Source organism: Methylomonas sp. PHL2-19 (assembly GCF_059331595.1).
On sequence record NZ_CP196839.1, the window covers coordinates 3057525 to 3077265 of the forward strand.

Here is a 19741-nt window from a genome sequence, read left to right on the forward strand (position 1 = left end):
ATGAAAGACAGCTACAAAGTATTGCTGGTCGACGACGAACCGAACAATTTAAAAGTGTTACAGCAAATACTCAAGGACCACTTTCAACTGCTATTTGCCATCAACGGCGAAAAAGCCTTGGCCGCCGCCCGGGAACATCAACCGGACATTATTCTGCTGGACATCATGATGCCGAACATGGACGGCTACCAAGTATGCACGCAGTTAAAAGCCGATCCGCTGACCGCGAAAATCCCGGTGATTTTCGTTACCGCGATGGGAGAAATGGAAAACGAGGCGCGCGGTTTCGATGTCGGCGCGGTCGATTACATCCAAAAACCGGTCTCCGGCCCCATCGTGTTGCGCCGGGTGCAAACCCATTTATCGCTGGTACGAGTAGACGAGCTGGACCAACTCGCCCGCGCCGCCATCGAAATGCTCGGCGATGCCGGCCACTATAACGATCCGTACACCGGCGACCACATCTGGCGCATGGCTGCCTATTCGGCGGCACTGGCCCGCGCCGCCGGTTGGACGCCATCGCAAGTTGCGATGATGGAATTGGCCGCGCCCACCCATGACACCGGCAAAATCGGCATTCCGCACGGCATTTTAAAAGCGGCACGGGCGCTTAATGAAGAGGAATGGCCGATCATGCAATCGCATTCGCAAATCGGCTACGACATTCTGAACAAAAGCGACAATCCGGTCTTCAAAATGGCCGCCGAAATCGCCCGCCATCACCACGAAAAATGGGACGGCAGCGGCTATCCGTTGGGTTTGGCCGGTGAGGCGATCCCGGAATCTGCCAGAATCGTGGCGATTGCCGACGTGTTCGATGCCTTGACGACGAAACGTCCCTACAAAGAACCGTGGCCGCTGGAAGAGACTTTAAAGTCGATGCAAAGCATGGCCGGCAGTCATTTCGATCCGCGCTTGCTGGCCTTGTTTTTGGAGATAATGCCGGAAATCTTAAGTCTGAAAGCCGCATGGGGCCAATAAGCTACTAAATATCGTATCGGTGACGATTTTCCGTAACGATCGCAGTCGGAAACCGGCTTTTCTGTATCAGGCCCTATCAAGCTCTCCGCACTCAGGCCGCAGCCTGCAAGGCTTGGCCGCCCGCTACCCCAAACCCCGTTTAATTCGATAGTTTTGGCATTTTTTATGCTGCGTACTGCTTGTCATTAAATAACCAGGGGCGCGTCATGAAAACCTACGAAAAAATACAAATCGGCGATGTCATCCACAGTAACTGGTATGGCGACGGCACCGTCGCCGATCTGAATGAAGCCGGGACAGGCAAAATCAAATTCGGCAGATTCTTCGTGCTGTTCCGGGAGTTTGAGATTTTTTATGCAAACGGCTGGATGTTGTCGGTGTAAATGCAGAGCATACTAGCCAAACACAACACTCGAACCGGTGAGGACAAGTCCACGCACAGTCAGCGGATTGGCTGTTCCTCTCTGGTTTGATGGGGTATTGGGTACTCCAAAGCGCAAAGCAGTTGCTTAAACACGTTTCAATAGTGGCATTAACCCTGCTGCGGGTCCCTCTCTAATCAATGCATCCGCAGTGAGTTTGTCTGGCGTTTTCAAAATACCGTTTTGGTCTTGTCAGCCGGAAATTGGCTTAGCAGTGTGATGTGGCAGCTAAGCGCTGTCACGTGAATGTCGGACTGCGCGGGAGCGACGATATTTACGGACCGGGCTTAGGATTTAGCCGCACTCTTACTGCCCAGTAAAATCGTATGCCTTTGATAGCCGTCGTCTGCCGCTGCAGTCTCAGCCTCGGCTTTCCGCAATTGCTCGGCTCGGTCGTGTTCTAGCGCTTCTCTGAGTACATCGCGGTAAGACCGATTGATGCTGCTGGCATATTGTCTGTCTTTTTTCTCTTGGGTTTCGGCGATGGTCTTGGTCGGTTCCGGGTCGTAACGCTCTTCAAGTTCCTCAGCCAGTTTTTTTAGCTGTTGGCTGATTGCCAGGGCTGATTGAGATGAATGGGTTTTGTTGTCGTCCAAACTAAAAATTCGGATCATTTCATCCCGCAAATTAAACCCATACACCACCGGGTCGCCGTGCTTTTGCTGAAAATCGTAGGCAATAAAAAAATCCAGCGGATTGGTAGGATTTTTATCGAAAAATATCGTAGCGCTTTCCATGGTGTAATTCAGCGCCTCGACAAACTGCTTCCTGGCCTGCTCCATTTCTTCAAAGATAAAGTCATCGGCAATTTGTTTTACGATGTATTTCATAATCCGCCCCAGCTTAAATTCGATTGACTCGTCTACCTAAAACTCGCTGCATCCTATTCTGTTTCATAGACGGCGAGCATCATTGCTACGAATTGTATCAATTTGCTTCGCTCGTGCACCTAAATGAAATATTGCCATTATCCGGCAGGTTTACACCTGGCAAAATGCCTATCCAGCCACCGGGAAGCTCATATCGGCCCGGCCAATCCTACATCGCAGACCCGCGACCTTAGCAATACCGCTAATTCTTCCGCATGTCTCGGCGAGCCTCCCCATTCCGGTGCGCACCACGCATGTGCAAAAAAAGCACTTCCGAATCAATAGAGTGCATGATTTTTCTGCATGCCAAGATGCACCCGCAAATTTCTCTAAAAACAGACTCACCAAAAATAGGTGTAACACACTGTTTATAATGGTTTTTTACATATAGTTATCACAAGAGTCATTAAACTGGCATCAGCATTGCTTAGTAAGCAGCAATACTCCAGTGTAGGAGTGGTAAACCCAAACCCCGCTCACTGTTGAGCACTAAAGACAAAGGCGTCTACTGTCAGGCTTGCAAACAAGTCGGGCATAGACGCCTTTTTTTTGGCCCGTTTTTCTCAATTGACAGGAACCGACATGAAACAGAACCGCATTTTCACCCCGAAGACACTTGCCGCCGCTTTCAGCTCGGTGGTTGCGCTGGGCATATTAGGCTTTTCCAACCACAGCTTCGCCGCCGGGAAACTGGAAAAAGAAGATTTGAAGTTCGGTTTTATCAAATTGACCGACATGGCCCCGCTGGCGGTGGCTGCGGAAAAAGGTTTTTTTGAAGAGGAAGGCCTGTTTGTGCAACTGGAAGCACAAGCCAATTGGAAAGTGGTGATGGACCGGGTTGTGAACGGCGAGCTGGACGGTTCGCACATGCTGGCGCCGGCACCGTTAGCGGCCAGCATCGGCTTCGGCACCAAGGCCGACATCGTGACTGCCTTCAGCATGGGCTTCAACGGCAATGCCATCACAGTATCCAACGACATCTGGAAACAAATGAAAGCCAATGTGCCAATGGAGGGCGGCAAACCGGTGCATCCGATTAAGGCTGATTATCTGAAACCGGTAGTGGACAAATATAAAGCCGAAGGAAAGCCATTCAATATGGCGATGACTTTTCCGGCCGGTTCCCACAACCTGAAACTGCGCTATTGGCTGGCGGCTGGCGGCATTAATCCTGGCTACTATGCGCCACCGCAAGACATTTCCGGCCAGATCAGCGCCGATGCTTTGTTGTCGGTCACGCCGCCGCCGCAAATGCCGGCGACGCTGGAATCCGGCACCATCTTCGGCTATTGCGTCGGCGAGCCGTGGAACCAGCAAGCGGTATTTAAAGGCATCGGTGTGCCGGTGATCACCGACGAGGAATTGTGGAAAGACACTCCGGAAAAAGTGTTCGGCGTGACCAGCTCTTGGGCCGAGAAATATCCCAACACCTATCTGGCAGTCACTAAAGCCTTGATCCGCGCTTCGATCTGGCTGGATGTCGAAAGCAACAAAAACCGTAAGGAAGCGATTGAAATGTTGTCGCAAAAACAATATGTGGGCGCCGACGTTGAAGTACTGGCGGCCAGCATGAACGGCACCTTTGAATACGAAAAAGGCGACAAACGCTCCCTGCCCGACTTCAACACCTTCTTCCGTCACGGCGCCAGCTATCCGTCTTACAGCAGCGCGGTTTGGTACCTGACGCAATTACGGCGCTGGGGCATGATCGCCGAGCAAAAACCGGATAACTGGTATCTCGACACCGCGAAAAAAGTTTATCGCCCCGATATATATTTGGCTGCGGCGAAAGAATTGGTGGCCGAGGGTAAAGCCAAAGCGGAAGATTTTCCGGCCGACACCGGCATCAAGCCTTCACAAAACTTTTTCATCGACAAAATTCCGTTCGATGCCAACAAACCTAACGATTATCTAGCCAAATTTCCGATTGGCTTGAAAGGCAAACAAACCGTCTCCGGCGGCAAGATTGTCGACTAAGAAACTCTGGTGGGTGCTCTACACAAGGATCGTATGTTGATGCATGGACGCATCCTTTTTACCGACACCATTAAGACAAGCGAGCAAAGACATGACTAATACATTGATCAAATTCTTTAACATCACCGGCCTGACTTGGTTCGTACCCTTGGTCAAAATCGCCGCCGGTGAAAATCCTGCCCAACAAATGCGCCAGTTATGGCTGGTCATGGGCGTGCCCATCATCGCTTTCATCTTGTTTTTAGGATTTTGGAGCGTCACTGCCGCACGCATCAACACCAGCTTGGGCGCCATTCCCGGCCCGGTCGCAGTCTGGTCGGAAGTCAGCGGTTTGGTGACTGAACACTATGCGGAAAAAACCAAAATGGCCGAGTTTTACGAACGCCAGGAATTGCGGAATAAAGAAAAGTTGGCCGAAGACCCCAAAGCGGAAATCAAGCCCCGCCCCTACACCGGCAAACCGACTTATCTGGACCAAATATTTACCAGCCTGCGCACCGTATTCGCCGGCTTTATCATCGCCACGCTGATTGCCGTGCCTCTAGGTATCATCTGCGGCATGAGTCCGGTGTTGAATACTGCGTTTAACCCGTTGATTCAAATCTTCAAACCGGTATCGCCGCTGGCCTGGTTGCCCATCGTCACCTTGGTGGTGAGCGCCATCTATGTCACTGACGACGATTCCTGGTTCGCCAAATCCTTCGTCACCTCGGCCATCACCGTGACTTTATGCTCTTTATGGCCAACGCTGATCAACACCGCCGTGGGTGTGTCATCGATAGACCGCGACTTGGTCAACGTCGGCAAAGTGTTAAGACTGGATTGGGCCACGCAAATCAAACGCATCATTCTGCCATCGGCATTGCCTTATATCTTTACCGGGATGCGCCTATCCTTGGGCGTGGGTTGGATGGTGTTGATCGCTGCCGAGATGCTGGCGCAAAACCCAGGATTGGGCAAATTCGTCTGGGACGAATTCCAAAACGGCAGTTCCAATTCTTTGAGCAGAATCATGGTGGCGGTATTTACCATCGGTATTATCGGCTTCATTCTCGACCGGGTAATGCACTCGTTACAAAACCTGTTCTCGTTCCAAAAAATCTGAGGATACCGTCATGAGCGCCGCCCAAGCCAAAATCATCGAACTTTCCATGCACAAACAATCCGCTATGTCTTCCGTTCCCGCCAACGATGAGTATAAGCCGCTAGTAGAGTTAAAAAATGTCTGTAAATCTTACGGAGAAGGCAAAGACAAAACCTCCATCCTCAGAGACATTAATCTGGATATTCGCGAAGGTGAGTTTATCGCCATTGTCGGTTTTTCCGGCAGCGGCAAAACGACCTTGGTATCGATGATTGCCGGTTTAATCCATGCCGACAGCGGCGAACTATTGAAACAAGGCCAGCCCATCACCGAACCCGGCCCGGATCGCGGCGTGGTGTTTCAAAACTATTCCTTGATGCCCTGGCTAACCGTTTATGAAAACGTGGCGCTGGCGGTGGATGCGATCTTCAAGGACTGGACGCCGGAACAACGCCGCGCGCATACCGAGAAGTACGTCAAAATGGTGAACCTCGGCCGGGCGATGGACAAAAAACCCGCCGAGTTGTCAGGCGGTATGCGCCAGCGTGTTAACGTGGCCCGGGCGCTGGCCGCCAACCCGGATATTTTGCTGCTGGACGAACCGCTCAGCGCCCTGGATGCGCTGACCCGCGGCAACTTGCAAGACGAAATTCTGCAAATTTGGGAACAGGATAAAAAGACTGTCATCTTGATTACCAACGACGTCGATGAAGCCATTTACATGGCCGACCGGGTCATTCCACTCAATCCCGGCCCGGATGCCAGCTTTGGCCCGTCCTTTACGGTCAACCTGGAGCGGCCGCGCGACCGCACCGCTTTAAACCATAACGATGAATTCAAACGCCTGCGCGCGGAAATCACCCGCTATTTGATGAATATCGGCATGGAAAAAGCCCAAGCCGACGCTGGCGACAAGCTCAAACTGCCGGATGTCCGCCCCAATACCAGTAACGACTGGAAGCTGGATACCTCGGCGCTGAAACCCAGCGCCCGCGATCTGGGCAAGGCCCGCTATCTGGAATTCTCGAATCTGTCCAAAATCTACCCTACCCCGGACGGCAACAGTACCGTGAAAGTGGTGGACGGCTTCGATCTAAAAATGAAGAAAGGCGAATTCATTTCCATTATCGGCCACTCCGGTTGCGGTAAATCCACGGTTTTGTCGATGACCGCCGGCCTGAACGAAATTTCCGAAGGCGGCATTATTTTGGATAACCGGGAAATCAGCGGCGCAGGTCCGGATCGCGGCGTGGTGTTTCAGGCTCCTAGCCTGTTTCCCTGGCTGACCGCCTTCGAAAACGTGATGCTGGGCGTGGATAAAGTCTACCCACATGCCTCGCAAGACGAACGCGAGGACATCGTCGAATACTACCTGACCCGGGTCGGTCTGGCCGATGCGATGTTTAAAAAAGCCGGGGACATGTCCAACGGCATGCGCCAGCGCGTCGGTATTGCCCGCGCCTTTGCCTTGTCGCCAAAATTACTGCTACTGGACGAACCGTTCGGTATGCTGGATTCGTTGACCCGTTGGGAATTGCAGGAAGTATTGATGGAAGTCTGGGAACGCACCCACGTCACCGCGATCGTCGTGACCCACGACGTCGACGAAGCCATTCTATTGGCTGACAGAGTGGTGATGATGACCAACGGCCCGCACGCCAAAATCGGCAAAATTCAAGAAATCGACCTGCCTCGGCCGCGTACTCGCAAGGCCCTGCTGGAGCATCCGGATTACTACAAGTACCGGGAGAGCTTGCTGACCTTCCTGTCCGAATGCGATCACACCCATTAATTTATAACCGCTTGTTTTCCTAGGGGGCCTTATGCCGCAAACACTCAAACGTCCAACCGGCAAGTTACCGGCGACACTATTATCACTCACCTTCTTCAGCCTACCGGCCGCCGCCGACATTACCAAAGAGGTGGAAGACGCCTTGAATTTCTACCATTACGGCAGTAACGGCGCGGTAAAAATGGATTTGAATTACCGCTGGGAGAATGTCGATAAAGACAACTCTGTTCGTAAACCCGCCAATATGGGCGGCCAGCCGGTGGAAACCGCCAACGCCAATACGGTGCGCCTGCGGCTGGGTTTCCTGACGCCGGTTTTTCACGATTTCCAAGGTTACGCGGAATACGAAGGCCTCTACGCGGCGCAAGCCGACTACGACCGCGGCGGTACAACCTCGAACCGTGACCGCAACTATGCCGTCATTGCCGATCCTGCCCGTAACGAGCTGAATCAATTCTGGATCAGTTACAAAGGCATCGCCGACACCCTGATCAAAGTCGGCCGGCAACGCATCAAATTGGACGACGACCGCTTCATCGGTAACGTCGGCTGGCGGCAGATGGAAATGACCTATGACTCGATTCTGATCACACACAATAATCAGACCTTGTTCGGATTGACGGCAAACGTCGGCTATATCGACCACATCCAAAACATATTCGGCGAAACGCATTCGATAAACGCGCCGTTTTTAAACCTGAATTACAAGATTAATGACTGGGGCAACCTGATCGGTTACGGATACTGGCTGGATTACCGCGAACGCGCTAACTACGCTAACTCCTCGCAAACCTACGGCTTGCGCTTCGACGGCAAATCGCCGCAGTTTTTTGACACTGTCAATGCCATCTACACGGCCGAATGGAGCAAACAATCGGACTACGGCGACAACCCCAACCACTATCAGGCCGACCGCTTCAATCTGATGGCGGGGGCCAGTGCTTACAATCTGACCGTGTCAGGTGCCGTGGAGCAGCTAAATGGCTACGGAGCCGGCAGGACTTTTCAAACCCCGTTGGGCACCAATCACGCTTTCCAGGGTTGGGCCGATTTATTTCTAACCACGCCTGCTAATGGTATCCGCGACGTCTTCGCCACCGCCAGCTACAAAGCAATGAACGACAGCTTGATCATTACCGGCGTCTATCACGACTTTAAAGACGATACCGGCAAAATTGAATACGGTAAGGAATGGGATTTTCAGGCCCTGAAAAAGTTTGGCAAACATTACTCGCTGTTAGCCAAGTACGCGAACTTTAACAGCGATAACCCGGCGTTCCCGGACACCCAAGTGATTTGGATGCAAGGCAACGTCAGCTTCTAGGCAGCAGCGGCGCAAACTGTTTTGCACAGTTTGCGTCCAATTTCCCACCGATCTTCGCAAATAGTACCGACAACATCATGAAACTCAAATTGGTAGTGATAGGCAATGGCATGGCCGGCATGCGCACCGTTGACGAATTGATTCAAACCGTACCGGATCGCTACGACATTACCGTGTTCGGCGCCGAGCCGCACGGCAACTACAATCGCATCATGCTGACACCTGTGTTGTTCGGCGCCAAAAGCGTTGCCGACATCATGATTCACGATTTCGATTGGTATCTAAAAAACCGCGTGACCTTGTATTGCGGACCGGACAAAGCGGTTGTCGATGTTGATCGCGAACGCCGCTGTGTCATCGCCCACGACGGCACCTGCGCGTTTTACGACAAACTGTTGATCGCCACCGGTTCCTTGCCGCTGATGCTGGACATACCGGGCCGCGACGTCGAAGGCGTATTGGGCTTTAGAGACATCGCCGACGTGGAAACCATGATCAAAAAATCCGCCAGCAAACGACATGCGGTCATTCTGGGCGGTGGTTTACTGGGTCTGGAAGCCGCCAACGGCTTATTGCAACGCGGTATGCAAGTCAGCGTCATCAACCGTGCCGGCCATTTGTTGAACCGGCAATTGGATGGTAAAGCTGCGGCGTTTTTACAACGGCAATTGGCGGATAAAGGCATTCAGTTTCATCTGGGTACCACCATCCAACGCATAGACAGTCAGGACGGGCATATCAGCGCGGTGACTTTGAGTAACGGCAGCGTATTACCGGCCGACATGCTGATTATGTCCACCGGCATTAAGCCCAATATCAGTCTGGCTAAACGCATCGGTCTGGCGTGTCAGCACGGCATCGTAGTCGACGACGGCATGCAGACTAGCGACCCGGCGATATTCTCGGTCGGCGAATGCGTGCAGTATCGGGGCGAACTGTTCGGTTTGGTCGCGCCGGTCTACGAACAGGCCAAAGTCTGCGCGCAACAACTGGCGGGTAAAGTCGACAGCCAATTTAAAACCTTATCGTCCGCGACGATGTTGAAAGTCACCGGCATCGATTTATTCTCGGTGGGCGATTTCGAAGGCGACAGCGAATGCCAGATTTTGCAGTTGATTGACCACGGCCTGGGCATCTATAAAAAAATTGTCCTGCGCGTCGACGTCGTCGTCGGCGTTATTTTGTACGGCGACACCAGCGACAGTGCCTGGTATCTGAATTTGGTTAAAGAAAGCACGCCGATTGCCGCGATCCGCGACCGCTTGATGTTCGGCAGAATCCCGCTCGCGCGCGCGGCTTAAATTCCTTTACCCATGAACACCATCAAAACCACTTGTCCTTATTGCGGCGTCGGCTGCGGCATCGAAGCCACGATAGAAGACCACGCGACACACCGGGTCAGCATCAAAGGCGACAGTAAGCACCCAGCCAATTTCGGCAGACTTTGCTCCAAAGGCGCGACGCTGGGCGATACCGTGTCGCTGGAAAACCGCCTGCTTTATCCCAGCATTCAAGGGAAACAAGTCGATTGGGCGTCAGCTTTAGATCATGTCGCAGAACGCTTTAACACCATTATTGCGCAGCACGGCCCCGAAGCGGTGGCGTTTTATGTCTCAGGCCAATTGCTGACCGAGGATTACTACGTCGCCAACAAATTGATGAAAGGCTTCATCGGCACCGCCAATATCGATACCAACTCCCGTTTGTGCATGTCTTCGGCGGTAGTGGGCTACAAACGCGCGTTTGGCGCCGATACCGTGCCTTGCAATTACGAAGACCTGGAACTGGCCGAGTTGATTTTACTGATGGGCTCCAATGCCGCCTGGTGCCACCCGATTGCCTTTCAACGCATTCGCAAGGCTAAGGAAAACAACCCAAATTTAAAGATTGTGGTGATCGATCCGCGCAGCACGGCCAGTTGCGACATCGCCGATTTGCATCTGCCCGTTAAACCGGGCATGGATGCGCTATTGTTCAACGGCATTTTGGCTTATTTAGCGCAAAACGGCCGGATCGATCAGACTTATATCGATAGACATACCGAAGGTTTCGACGCCGCATTGCAAGAAGCTGTGAAAACCGCCGGCAGTATCGAGCAGGTCGCCGCAGGCTGTGGCTTGCCTAGCGAAGCAGTCGCCACACTGTTCGACTGGTTTGCCGGCACCGAGAAAACCGTCACGGTTTATTCGCAGGGCATCAACCAGTCCAGCTCCGGTTCGGATAAATGCAATGCCATCATCAACTGCCACCTCGCCACTGGCCGCATCGGCAAGCCAGGCATGGGGCCGTTTTCCTTCACTGGTCAACCTAACGCGATGGGCGGCCGCGAAGTGGGCGGCTTGGCAAACACCTTGGCTGCGCATATGGACCTGGAAAACCCGGAACACGTCGATAGAGTCGGCCGCTTTTGGGGCAGTGACAAAGTCGCCGACAAACAAGGTTTGAAGGCCGTAGCGATGTTCGACGCCATTGCCGCTGGTCAAATCAAGGCCGTATGGATTATGGCGACCAATCCGGTGGTGTCGATGCCGGACGCCGACAAAGTGAAACGTGCCTTGCAACAATGCGAATTGGTGGTGGTATCCGATTGCATCGCCAACACCGATACCGCCGAGTTGGCTCATGTGCTGCTGCCGGCCACCGGCTGGAGCGAGAAAGACGGCACCGTCACCAATCTGGAGCGGCGCATCTCTCGGCAACGGCCCTTGTTTCCGGCCTCCGGCGAAGCCAAACACGACTGGTGGATCATCAGCCAAGTCGCTCAGCGCATGGGGTTTAGCGATGCGTTTAATTACCAATCCAGCGCCGACATTTTTCGCGAACACGCAGCGCTGTCGGCCTTCGAAAACGATGACGAGCATCAGTTACGCGATTTTAATTTATCGGCCTTTGTCCACTTGGACGGGCAAGGTTATGACGCGCTGCAACCAGTGCAATGGCCGGTCACCAACGAGCAAACCGCAGGCATAGCCAGAATGTTTACTGACGGCCAGTACTACACAAGCAATCGTAAAGCCCGCTTCATCCCGATTACCCCGCGTCCGCCTGTTAACGCGCCGGATAGCGATTATCCGTTTACGCTGAATACCGGCCGCCTGCGCGACCAATGGCACACGATGACCCGCACCAGTCTGGCCGCCAAATTAAACGCGCACCGCCCGGAACCTTTCGTCGAGATAAACCCCGCCGACGCTGAACGCCTCGGCTTAAGCGCGCGCAGTCTGGCGCAGATCCAAAGCCGGTGGGGCAGTATGCTGGCCCGCGTCGATCTCAATCCGGGGCAACAAATCGGCAGTCTGTTCGTACCTATGCACTGGACCGAACAACTCAGCAGCCACGGCCGCATGGGTGCCGTGGTCAATCCGGTGATCGATCCCTATTCCGGGCAACCGGAAAGCAAGCAAACACCGGCCACAATCCATGCCTGGCCGGCACGTTGGTATGCCACTATTTTGTCGCGCCGTCCCTTACAAATTGGCGGGGCCGAGTATCAAGTCAGTGTGCGCGGCGACCGCTATTTTCGTTACGAGTTAGCGTCTACCAAACCCGGCGAGGACTGGCGGGCCTGGAGCCGCGCGCTGCTCGCTGACACAAGACATATCGATGATGATAGCTGCTGGCTGGAATACAGCGACCATCAAGCCGGCTATTACCGTACCGCTTATTTACCGGATCGCGAATTACAAGCCTGTTTGTTCGTCGGACCGGATTGCGAGCTGCCCGAGCCTGGCTGGCTGGGCAGTTTATTCGCTAAAAATGAGTTGAGCCGAGCCGAGCGCCTGAGCTTGCTGAGCGGACTGCCGCCAAAAGGTGAAGCCGATATTGGCCGAATCGTCTGTTCGTGTTTCAATGTGGGCGAAAAAACCATCCGACACGCGGTGCAAACCCAGCAACTGCAAAGCGTCGCCGACATCAGCGCCTGTTTGAGCGCCGGTAGCGGTTGCGGTTCCTGCGTCGCGGAGTTGAAGGAGTTTTTACCCAAACCCAGTTAAATTGATAGCCCAAGGGACGATGCCAGCTAAAACACAGTTATTTCCGTATTTCCAACCCATTATTTCGGTGGCCAGCGGCAAAATCATCGGCTACGAAGCCCTGGCCCGCCAATACGACGACAAAGGCAAAGTGGTGTCCGCCGGTGCCCTGTTCTCTTCCGCCGAGGTCGATGCCAAAACCCGCATCGAGCTGGACAGGCAGGTGCGCTGGCAAGCCCTGGAAAAGTTCTCGGCCTTGGCCGATACGCAAAGCTATCTGGCGCTGAATATTTCCGCGGCCTGGATAGAAAATCTGCGCCAATTAAACACGCTGCCCACGTTACGGATGTTGGACGAGTTGAATATCGACCGGCGGCGCATCATCGTGGAAATTTCCAATGCGCATGTCGATCCGCAGAAGTTAAAACAAATCGTGCAGCGCTACCGCAAACACGGCTTGAGTGTGGCTATCGGCGATTTCGGCGCCGGCGCCTCGCAGCTGGAACGGGTGATCGCCATTCAACCCGACATCATCAAAATCGACATGCGGCTGTTCAAACTGGCCACCAAGGGCGGCATCGCCGGCGACATCATTCATATGATTTCGCGGCTGGGTAAACGCACCGGCTGCCGGATTATTTGTGAAGGCGTGGAATCGGACGAAGCGTTTTTATTTAGTTTGAACTGCGGCGCGCAATTCATGCAGGGGTTTTTGTTTGCCAAAGCCGAAGCCGATTTTCAGCATGCCGGGCTTTACGAACAACACATCGCCTCATTGCGCACCAAATTTTTGAAAAACACACTGGTTAAGGTGCAAAAGAAAGTCAGCGCCATTAACACCACCAAGACCCTAATTTACAAGCTGGCCGAAACCTTGCAGGACGACTTTAACTTGAATGAACTGGTCAGCTGGAACTTTACCGATAGCGGCGTGATACGGTTTTATTTGTGCAACAACCACGGCGACCAGGTTTCGCCGGATTTCAATTTCAAAGAAAACCAATGGTTTACCGATCCACGCAAGATCGGTTTTAACTGGTCCTGGCGTCCCTATTTCTTTCAATTACTGGCCTTGGAAAACTGCGGCGACCGCAACCGCATCGTCACTTCCGAGCGCTACATGGATTTTGAAACCAGCTTGCTGTGTAAAACCCTGTCTTTACGCCTGGATAGCGAGCGGATTTTGTTGGTGGATACCGTGGCGGGCGATTGATTTACCTTACATCGGGTACATTCAAACAAACCGCGAAAGTCCCACAGGCGTTTTTTCAACGCCATTACTGGCGTGGCTTTGAACTGATTTAGAACTTCCCAATTTTTTGAATCCAATGGGACAGGTCTTAAAATATACCAAGGTCTTTCATAGTTGCATGATTGCAAGATCTGACCCTATTCTCCTCTCCGAACAAGCAGCGCTCGGCTAAATCGAAAATAGTGTTCAAGTTTTCTCCTAAATCGTCACACTGACCAATCAAATAGCCAAATCATCCAGCGGACTGATGACGCCCTGCCCACCCTGATTCAAAACATGGGTATAAATCATCGTCGTTTCCAGCTCACTATGCCCCAGTAACGCCTGAATGGTTCGAATATCCGTACCACGTTGCAACAGATGTGTGGCAAAAGAATGCCGAAAGGTGTGCGCGGAAACCCGTTTGGCAATACCGGCTTGCCGAACCGCAGCCTTGATAGCCTTATTCACCAACGATTGATCGATATGATGGCGTCGAGTCTCGCCGGACAAGGGATCGACCGATAAGGAACGTGTTGGAAACACATATTGCCAGCCCCACTCTCGCTCGGCATTGGGATACTTTTTAGCCAAGGCATAAGGCAAATACACCGCGCCGAAACCATCAGCCAAATCCTGTTCGTGAATCGCCTTGACCTTTTCCAAATGATTTTGTAATAAAGGCATCAGGCTTGCAGAAAACGTGGTGACCCTATCCTTGTCGCCTTTGCCGGAACGTACGGTAATCTGCTTATAGCCGAATTCGACATCCTGCACCCGCAACCGGACAGCCTCGGTAATCCGCAAACCACTGCCGTATAAAAGCTTGACCACCAACTGCGCCACGCCTTCCACGCGCGGCAAAACCTGCTTGACCTCGTCTATCGTCAACACCACCGGCACATGGCGACTGGTTTTGGAACGGATAGCCTCGATGCGCTGGGGCACCGGCATATTCAGCACCTGTTTGTATAAAAACACCAATGCATTCATCGCCTGATTTTGGGTGGCCGATGCCACCTTGTGCTCTGTCGCCAGATAGCTTAAAAACGCTTCTATCTTGGCCTCGCTGTTTTCAAACAGCCCAGCTCGCTCATCCAGTTGATGAAACTTCACGAACTGCTTGATCCACTCGGAATACGTACGTTCGGTATGCAGCGAATAATGCTTGAGCCGCATGACGCGGCGAACATCTTCCAGCAAGGTCGGCGATTTTGAACTTGACATAAAAGTGTTAACAGCTATAGTCAGGCGAAAATATATTATATAGGCAAATTTGCCTGAATTTATGGCTAATATCAGATTATAAAGGCACATTTGCCCGGTTCGGGAGTTATCAGGGCAAAAACGCCTGAAAAGACCGGCAATATTAACTTATCAGGCAGATTTGCCTGATAATCAATAGTTAGCCAACATATGCACCAGTCGTCTCATGGGTTAAGACGTTCCCCTTCATTAGGGCCGCGTGGCCTTCCTCAGAGGGAAAGACGCAAGTTCGAATCTTGCTTGGTGCACCAAATATGAAAAAAACACTAGCCCGAATTCAGTTCAAAAAACATTTTGGTCAGGCCAACCATCACCTGATAACTTCCCTTGTCGCACTCCATACCTTAGAAAAGAGCCACGTAGTTGAGGCGCCCGCTGAACTTCACACTGCATGGAGTCCAAAGGATAAAAATGCCTCAGTTATACGTAGCCGGAACTTTGTCCTCCAGTCATTCTTGGGTTGGGCTGTAGATTCCATTGATATGTATTTAGGCCTTCTCAACCGAAACCCAAATTATCTTCAAAACTCATCGCTATCTAACAAACTCGATGGCGCAGGGCGATCAGTACTGAAAAAGATGATTATTTATTCTGACCACTACAAGATTACAGAGACCACTCAAGCACTAATTGATGTGCTGATAACTTGGCGCAATAACGTATTTCACGAACTGGCAGATAACAAGCTTCGCGCTGAGAGCAGAAAAACACTATCAAATAAGAGCACTGAGATTGCTGAAATCTACAGAGGATTAGATGTCAGCCAGTTGGCAGAAAAGGCTGAAAAGGGAGCATCGCTAACGTTCAAGGAAACTGCTTCACTCATAAATGCGGCAGATCACTTTGTGCAGGAGTTAGACGAGAAAATATTGAACACCTTTGATGCCATCGAATTCTGTAAAGAAGCCATTCAGGATGCGTTGAACAACAAAGACCAGCCTACGGGATTTGCAGCAAAGTATCTAGGCTTGACCGAGGAACAGCGCTTCAGATTTCTTCGCAATTGGTTCATGAATGAATTTGGCTTTGATGAGCCAAGAGACGACATCCTCAAGAATTGTGTTTGTATTCACAGGAACGCAGATGTTGGCTAACCCAGCATTCAAGCGGGACGCGCTGAAGCGCGCCCCTTAATTTAACGTTATGTTGCATCATGACCAAGCGCAGAAAATTATTCACATGGCTTGGGTTATTTCTTTCGTTACTAGCTGCTGGTTACGCAGGTGTGAGCTTTATTTTCTACCCGTGGCTAAGTGCTGCGGAACCCGAGCGTTGGCCACCTGAGCGAGCTGGGGTTTGGGCATTCGGTGCATTAGCACTCGCAATTATTTTTTGGGCTTGTTCGTTTATTGCATCGTCAGCCTGATCCGAGAAGCTAACCGGAGATATCGTGAATCACAGTAAACAACATAACCCGGCGCTCAAAGGGACGCTCCGCTTCGCTGCGCGCCCCTTAGCTCAGCGTTATTTAGCCATGAACGGTTTCTGGATCACCACGAAACAACCCTCAGCCGTCGTGCGGCGGCTCTTGGAATCGCATCCGACGGAGGTGGAGGTTCGCGTTGATCGGAAGCGGTACAGCGACAGCGATCTGCCGTGGTTGCTCAAGCAATGGTGTACCAACCGAAATATCCGATCTACGAACACTTTCGAGATCAAACATCGCGGTGAACCGGTGTTCGGCTTCCACGACGACATCAACGAAGCTTGGGCGACGGAATCAGAGCGCGAAACGGTTGAACAATTGGTGCGCGAACGAGTCGTCCGGGTGCGGCTGATCGCTGGCCAAATAACCCACCATTGCAGTGGACCGGGGCCGCGTCGCGTCATCTCGTGGATTCGAAGTCTGCTGGGGTACGGCCCCAGCCACTGAATGGTTATCCGTTATAAAGCAGCGCCTGAAGATATATGGATGGGATACAAGTTCTAATCAAAGTAATAAATAAACTTCTACCGCATAAACTGGCGGCGCTTGTAGTAGCTTTTTCCGTTTGGATATTTGGATTCAGATTTTTAATCAAAAAACACGGTCAGCGGCTTGAATCTGAAAACAAGGAATTCACAGAAAACATACAACTACACCAAGTGAACGCCAAAGAGTGGCTTGTTTTCACTGTGTTTTTAATATCAGCATTTGGACTATTAGTAATTGCTGCAAATTTGTAAATTGCCTTATAACAACCACATCAACATGGAAAAAATAAAGCTACGTTCGCTATCGCTCGCTCCACTTTATTTTTCCAGTTATGTGGAGCGTTGGGCCCAAAGAAAGGAGTGTGGGTGTAAATGAAACTTGTAGTTCTTGTTTTAAGCCTTTTGTTACTCGGGTCGTGGCTTTTATTGTCATACGTCTTGTTTGGTCAAGTCCACATTTCTTGGCTGAAGCTTGCCCTCCCGAAAACAACCGCAGAGTTTGGTGATTCTATCGGCATTCTCAACGGGCTATTCTCCGCGCTTGCAGTAGTTCTTGCGTTGGTTGCAGTCCTCTTACAAGGAAAAGAGCTTCGGGCATCCACTGAGGCCCAGAATGACCAAGCAAATGCTTTGCGAGCTCAGCTGATACATCAGGAGAAAATTAATAGTGAGCAACTTAAGCGCTCACAAACTATGCTTGATCAGCTTCAGCAACAACAGATAGCAAACCGAGCAATCATTCTCCAGGCACAACAGCAATATCATGCCTCGGAGGTAGCTAGAATGGATGCTCTCCTTGAAAAATTGGAGGGCAACCACGAGAAGGCCGATCTTTTTAATAACAGTGTTTCAAAGAAAAAAGAGCATCTTAATAATCTGAAAAATATTCAGAAACAGTTTCAAGAAATTTAATGACAAACTGCACAACCCGGCGCTCCACCCGACCAAAAACCGCTACGTGGTTTTCGTCGGGTGAGCTTGTCGTTAGAGCGCATCAATGAAATTCGAAGCCCTCCCAGTCCATGACGCGGTCCTTGCCGCGATCTATATCAGCTGGGAAGCAGACCGTTGCGATCTGCGAATTCATCCCGTGGGGACAACTTCGCACTTGTTGGTGTTCGAAGGATTCACCGCCCTGGAATTTCCGAAGCAAGAGCCGTGGGGGCCGTCATCCTCGATCAATGCTGTTCGCGAGCCGAAGCAGGGTCAATTCGAGGTCGAACTTCAGTCCGGCGACGTTCTGCGAGTTCTGGCTAAATGCTGGTCTTATCGCCCGGAGGTCTCGCAGTGACATGCTCTAACGTTGGCTTTCCCGCCCCCACTTACTGGTGGTGGGCCATGCGCTCTAACCCTGCGGTTCACACGGACTCCGCGCCTGCGGCGCTCCGCCGGTGACCTCCACGTTATGCATCACCTAATTATTAGGGGCTGTTGCCGTTTCACATCGGTAACCATATGAATGCACAAGCCAGGGCGATAGCACCTTCAAAATTGCGTTTTAGTTTGTCATATCGGGTGGCAATAGCTCTAAAATGTTTCAGTCGCGCAAATACGTTTTCAACGAGGTGGCGATATTTATAGAGACACCAGTCCATTTCCTCATTCCCGACTATTGAATTTTGTTTTCTTGGGATGATGGGGACTGTGCCTTGGTCTCGAATTTGAATCCGTAACGGCTCGCTGTCATACCCTTTGTCTGCAATCATGTAGCCCGCCTGGGGGAGCTTGGCCACAAATTCCGGCGCTTCTTTGCAGTCATGTACTTCGCCCCCCGTAATCGAGAACTGGATGGGAAGTCCACCGGCATCAACCGCCATATGGATTTTGGTCGTGTTGCCTGCGACCGATTTCCCGATGGCTGTTGGATTTTCATGGGCGCCGCCGCTACTGTGTTGATGGGCTTTAATAATGCTGCCATCAATAAATAGCCATTCCAAATCAGGCTCAATCACTAGCGCTTGAAAGATACCCCTCAGCTTTTCTTGCAGTGACCAGGCATTGAAGCGCTTGTACACGGCATTCCACTTGCCAAAAGCGACGGGCAAGTCTCGCCAAGGGCAGCCAACACGCAAGCGATAAAAAATCCCTTCGACCGTTTGCCGAAGACCGGGTTTGTCGTAAATGCTGAAACTCAACATAATCGTTTTTAGCTTTTCCCAGTGGGTATCTGTAAGCAGTTGGCGTGGCATTCGCTAGTTATCGTTTGATTGAAAACTCAATCAATATGGCTCGCCAATCGATTTTCAAAGGGATTATGACAAAATGGCAACAGCCCCTAGTGTTTGTACCAATTTTGGCATTTTTTTATACGCTTACAAAAAATTGGCCTTCCCTTACCTCCATGAAGCCCAGCGCATGGAAAATGCACCGCACATATTTAGCTATGTTCTTTTAGCTTTTATTTTTAGCTCAATTCTATTTTTTTTAGTTCAGCGCTTGCTAACCAAAAAAATGCATAACAAAGCAATCAAACGGATGGATTTTTAAGTTGCTCTTTTGCCATTCCGCTTCGCTCCATTTTATGGCAAAAGTGCAACTTAAAAACCACCGTTTATCGCAACGTTAGCTGACATGAACTCACGATTGAGTGCTGAGACAAAACGTCGCATTGATGCTCTCTTTGCCCCAAGTCAAAGAGACGATGTGGCGCGTCTGCTTCAGGACGAATGCGGGAATAATCTTCCGATGCTTGAAAACTTCGATGAAGTTCAACTTGAAAGATTTCGCTTCGCCGCTCTAAAGCTGAGCACAGGGAGCCTCCCGAAACTACACGACGCGGTGCGTTTAGCGAAGGTGGACTGGCGTGATCTACTTGTCGCCGCAGAGTTCGAGAATGACATCAATGCACATAAACAGTGGTTCCCCAATAATGCAGCCAGCTAACCCTGCGCTCAAGTTCGCTCCCTCCGG

General features: G+C 51.5%; 19 protein-coding genes and 1 tRNA gene. 17 read left to right on the forward strand and 3 right to left on the reverse strand.

Annotation, left to right across the window (positions count from 1 at the left end):
* Both ACR02O_RS14020 and ACR02O_RS14025 read left to right on the forward strand, forming a co-directional pair.
* Complete coding sequence (locus ACR02O_RS14020; RefSeq protein WP_319960830.1) at window positions 1–981, forward strand: response regulator; 981 nt, start codon at window positions 1–3, stop codon at window positions 979–981.
* A 206-nt stretch (window positions 982–1187) separates the two neighbouring features.
* Complete coding sequence (locus ACR02O_RS14025) at window positions 1188–1364, forward strand: hypothetical protein (RefSeq protein WP_171695365.1); 177 nt, start codon at window positions 1188–1190, stop codon at window positions 1362–1364.
* Window positions 1365–1690: 326 nt separating this feature from the next.
* On the opposite strand, the gene ACR02O_RS14030 is transcribed toward ACR02O_RS14025, so the two are convergent.
* Window positions 1691–2233: a hypothetical protein gene (locus ACR02O_RS14030; protein ID WP_319960829.1), complete on the reverse strand. Its 543-nt coding sequence runs from the start codon at window positions 2231–2233 to the stop codon at window positions 1691–1693.
* A gap of 621 nt (window positions 2234–2854) precedes the next feature.
* Between ACR02O_RS14030 and ACR02O_RS14035 the strand changes: the two genes are divergently transcribed.
* From ACR02O_RS14035 to ACR02O_RS14065, 7 genes are all read left to right on the forward strand, one after another.
* A complete protein-coding gene (locus ACR02O_RS14035) occupies window positions 2855–4249 on the forward strand; it encodes a CmpA/NrtA family ABC transporter substrate-binding protein (protein WP_494521873.1) in 1395 nt (464 codons plus the stop codon).
* A gap of 91 nt (window positions 4250–4340) precedes the next feature.
* Window positions 4341–5354: an ABC transporter permease gene (locus ACR02O_RS14040; RefSeq protein ID WP_033156210.1), complete on the forward strand. Its 1014-nt coding sequence runs from the start codon at window positions 4341–4343 to the stop codon at window positions 5352–5354.
* Between the two features lie 10 nt (window positions 5355–5364).
* Entirely contained in the window at window positions 5365–7125 is a 1761-nt protein-coding gene (locus ACR02O_RS14045; RefSeq protein WP_494521874.1) for an ABC transporter ATP-binding protein, read from the forward strand.
* Between the two features lie 31 nt (window positions 7126–7156).
* On the forward strand, window positions 7157–8449 hold the full coding sequence (locus ACR02O_RS14050; RefSeq protein ID WP_494521875.1) for an alginate export family protein: 1293 nt from the start codon (window positions 7157–7159) through the stop codon (window positions 8447–8449).
* Window positions 8450–8526: 77 nt separating this feature from the next.
* On the forward strand, window positions 8527–9750 hold the full coding sequence (locus ACR02O_RS14055; protein ID WP_494521876.1) for an NAD(P)/FAD-dependent oxidoreductase: 1224 nt from the start codon (window positions 8527–8529) through the stop codon (window positions 9748–9750).
* 12 nt (window positions 9751–9762) lie between these two features.
* Window positions 9763–12441, forward strand: coding sequence for a molybdopterin-dependent oxidoreductase (locus tag ACR02O_RS14060; protein WP_494521877.1), 2679 nt, complete (start codon window positions 9763–9765; stop codon window positions 12439–12441).
* Window positions 12442–12460: 19 nt separating this feature from the next.
* Window positions 12461–13633, forward strand: coding sequence for an EAL domain-containing protein (locus tag ACR02O_RS14065; protein ID WP_458137501.1), 1173 nt, complete (start codon window positions 12461–12463; stop codon window positions 13631–13633).
* Between the two features lie 258 nt (window positions 13634–13891).
* Here the strand turns inward: ACR02O_RS14065 and ACR02O_RS14070 are convergent, their stop codons facing one another.
* Window positions 13892–14878, reverse strand: coding sequence for an integron integrase (locus tag ACR02O_RS14070; RefSeq protein WP_458137502.1), 987 nt, complete (start codon window positions 14876–14878; stop codon window positions 13892–13894).
* Between the two features lie 191 nt (window positions 14879–15069).
* Between ACR02O_RS14070 and ACR02O_RS14075 the strand changes: the two genes are divergently transcribed.
* The 6 genes from ACR02O_RS14075 (at window position 15070) to ACR02O_RS14100 (ending at window position 18122) form a co-directional block, all read left to right on the forward strand.
* Window positions 15070–15168, forward strand: a tRNA-OTHER gene (locus ACR02O_RS14075).
* Between the two features lie 3 nt (window positions 15169–15171).
* A complete protein-coding gene (locus tag ACR02O_RS14080) occupies window positions 15172–16011 on the forward strand; it encodes a hypothetical protein (RefSeq protein WP_458137503.1) in 840 nt (279 codons plus the stop codon).
* Between the two features lie 296 nt (window positions 16012–16307).
* Complete coding sequence (locus ACR02O_RS14085) at window positions 16308–16790, forward strand: hypothetical protein (protein WP_494521878.1); 483 nt, start codon at window positions 16308–16310, stop codon at window positions 16788–16790.
* 35 nt (window positions 16791–16825) lie between these two features.
* On the forward strand, window positions 16826–17083 hold the full coding sequence (locus ACR02O_RS14090; protein ID WP_458137506.1) for a hypothetical protein: 258 nt from the start codon (window positions 16826–16828) through the stop codon (window positions 17081–17083).
* 120 nt (window positions 17084–17203) lie between these two features.
* Window positions 17204–17743: a hypothetical protein gene (locus ACR02O_RS14095; RefSeq protein ID WP_494521879.1), complete on the forward strand. Its 540-nt coding sequence runs from the start codon at window positions 17204–17206 to the stop codon at window positions 17741–17743.
* Between the two features lie 85 nt (window positions 17744–17828).
* Complete coding sequence (locus ACR02O_RS14100) at window positions 17829–18122, forward strand: hypothetical protein (protein ID WP_415878130.1); 294 nt, start codon at window positions 17829–17831, stop codon at window positions 18120–18122.
* A gap of 148 nt (window positions 18123–18270) precedes the next feature.
* On the opposite strand, the gene ACR02O_RS14105 is transcribed toward ACR02O_RS14100, so the two are convergent.
* Entirely contained in the window at window positions 18271–19020 is a 750-nt protein-coding gene (locus ACR02O_RS14105; protein ID WP_129871393.1) for an IS5 family transposase, read from the reverse strand.
* 73 nt (window positions 19021–19093) lie between these two features.
* Here ACR02O_RS14105 and ACR02O_RS14110 point away from each other — a divergent pair, with 73 nt between their 5' ends.
* Entirely contained in the window at window positions 19094–19318 is a 225-nt protein-coding gene (locus ACR02O_RS14110) for a hypothetical protein (RefSeq protein WP_458137508.1), read from the forward strand.
* Window positions 19319–19402: 84 nt separating this feature from the next.
* Window positions 19403–19714: a hypothetical protein gene (locus tag ACR02O_RS14115; protein WP_458137509.1), complete on the forward strand. Its 312-nt coding sequence runs from the start codon at window positions 19403–19405 to the stop codon at window positions 19712–19714.
* Window positions 19715–19741 lie beyond the last annotated feature (27 nt).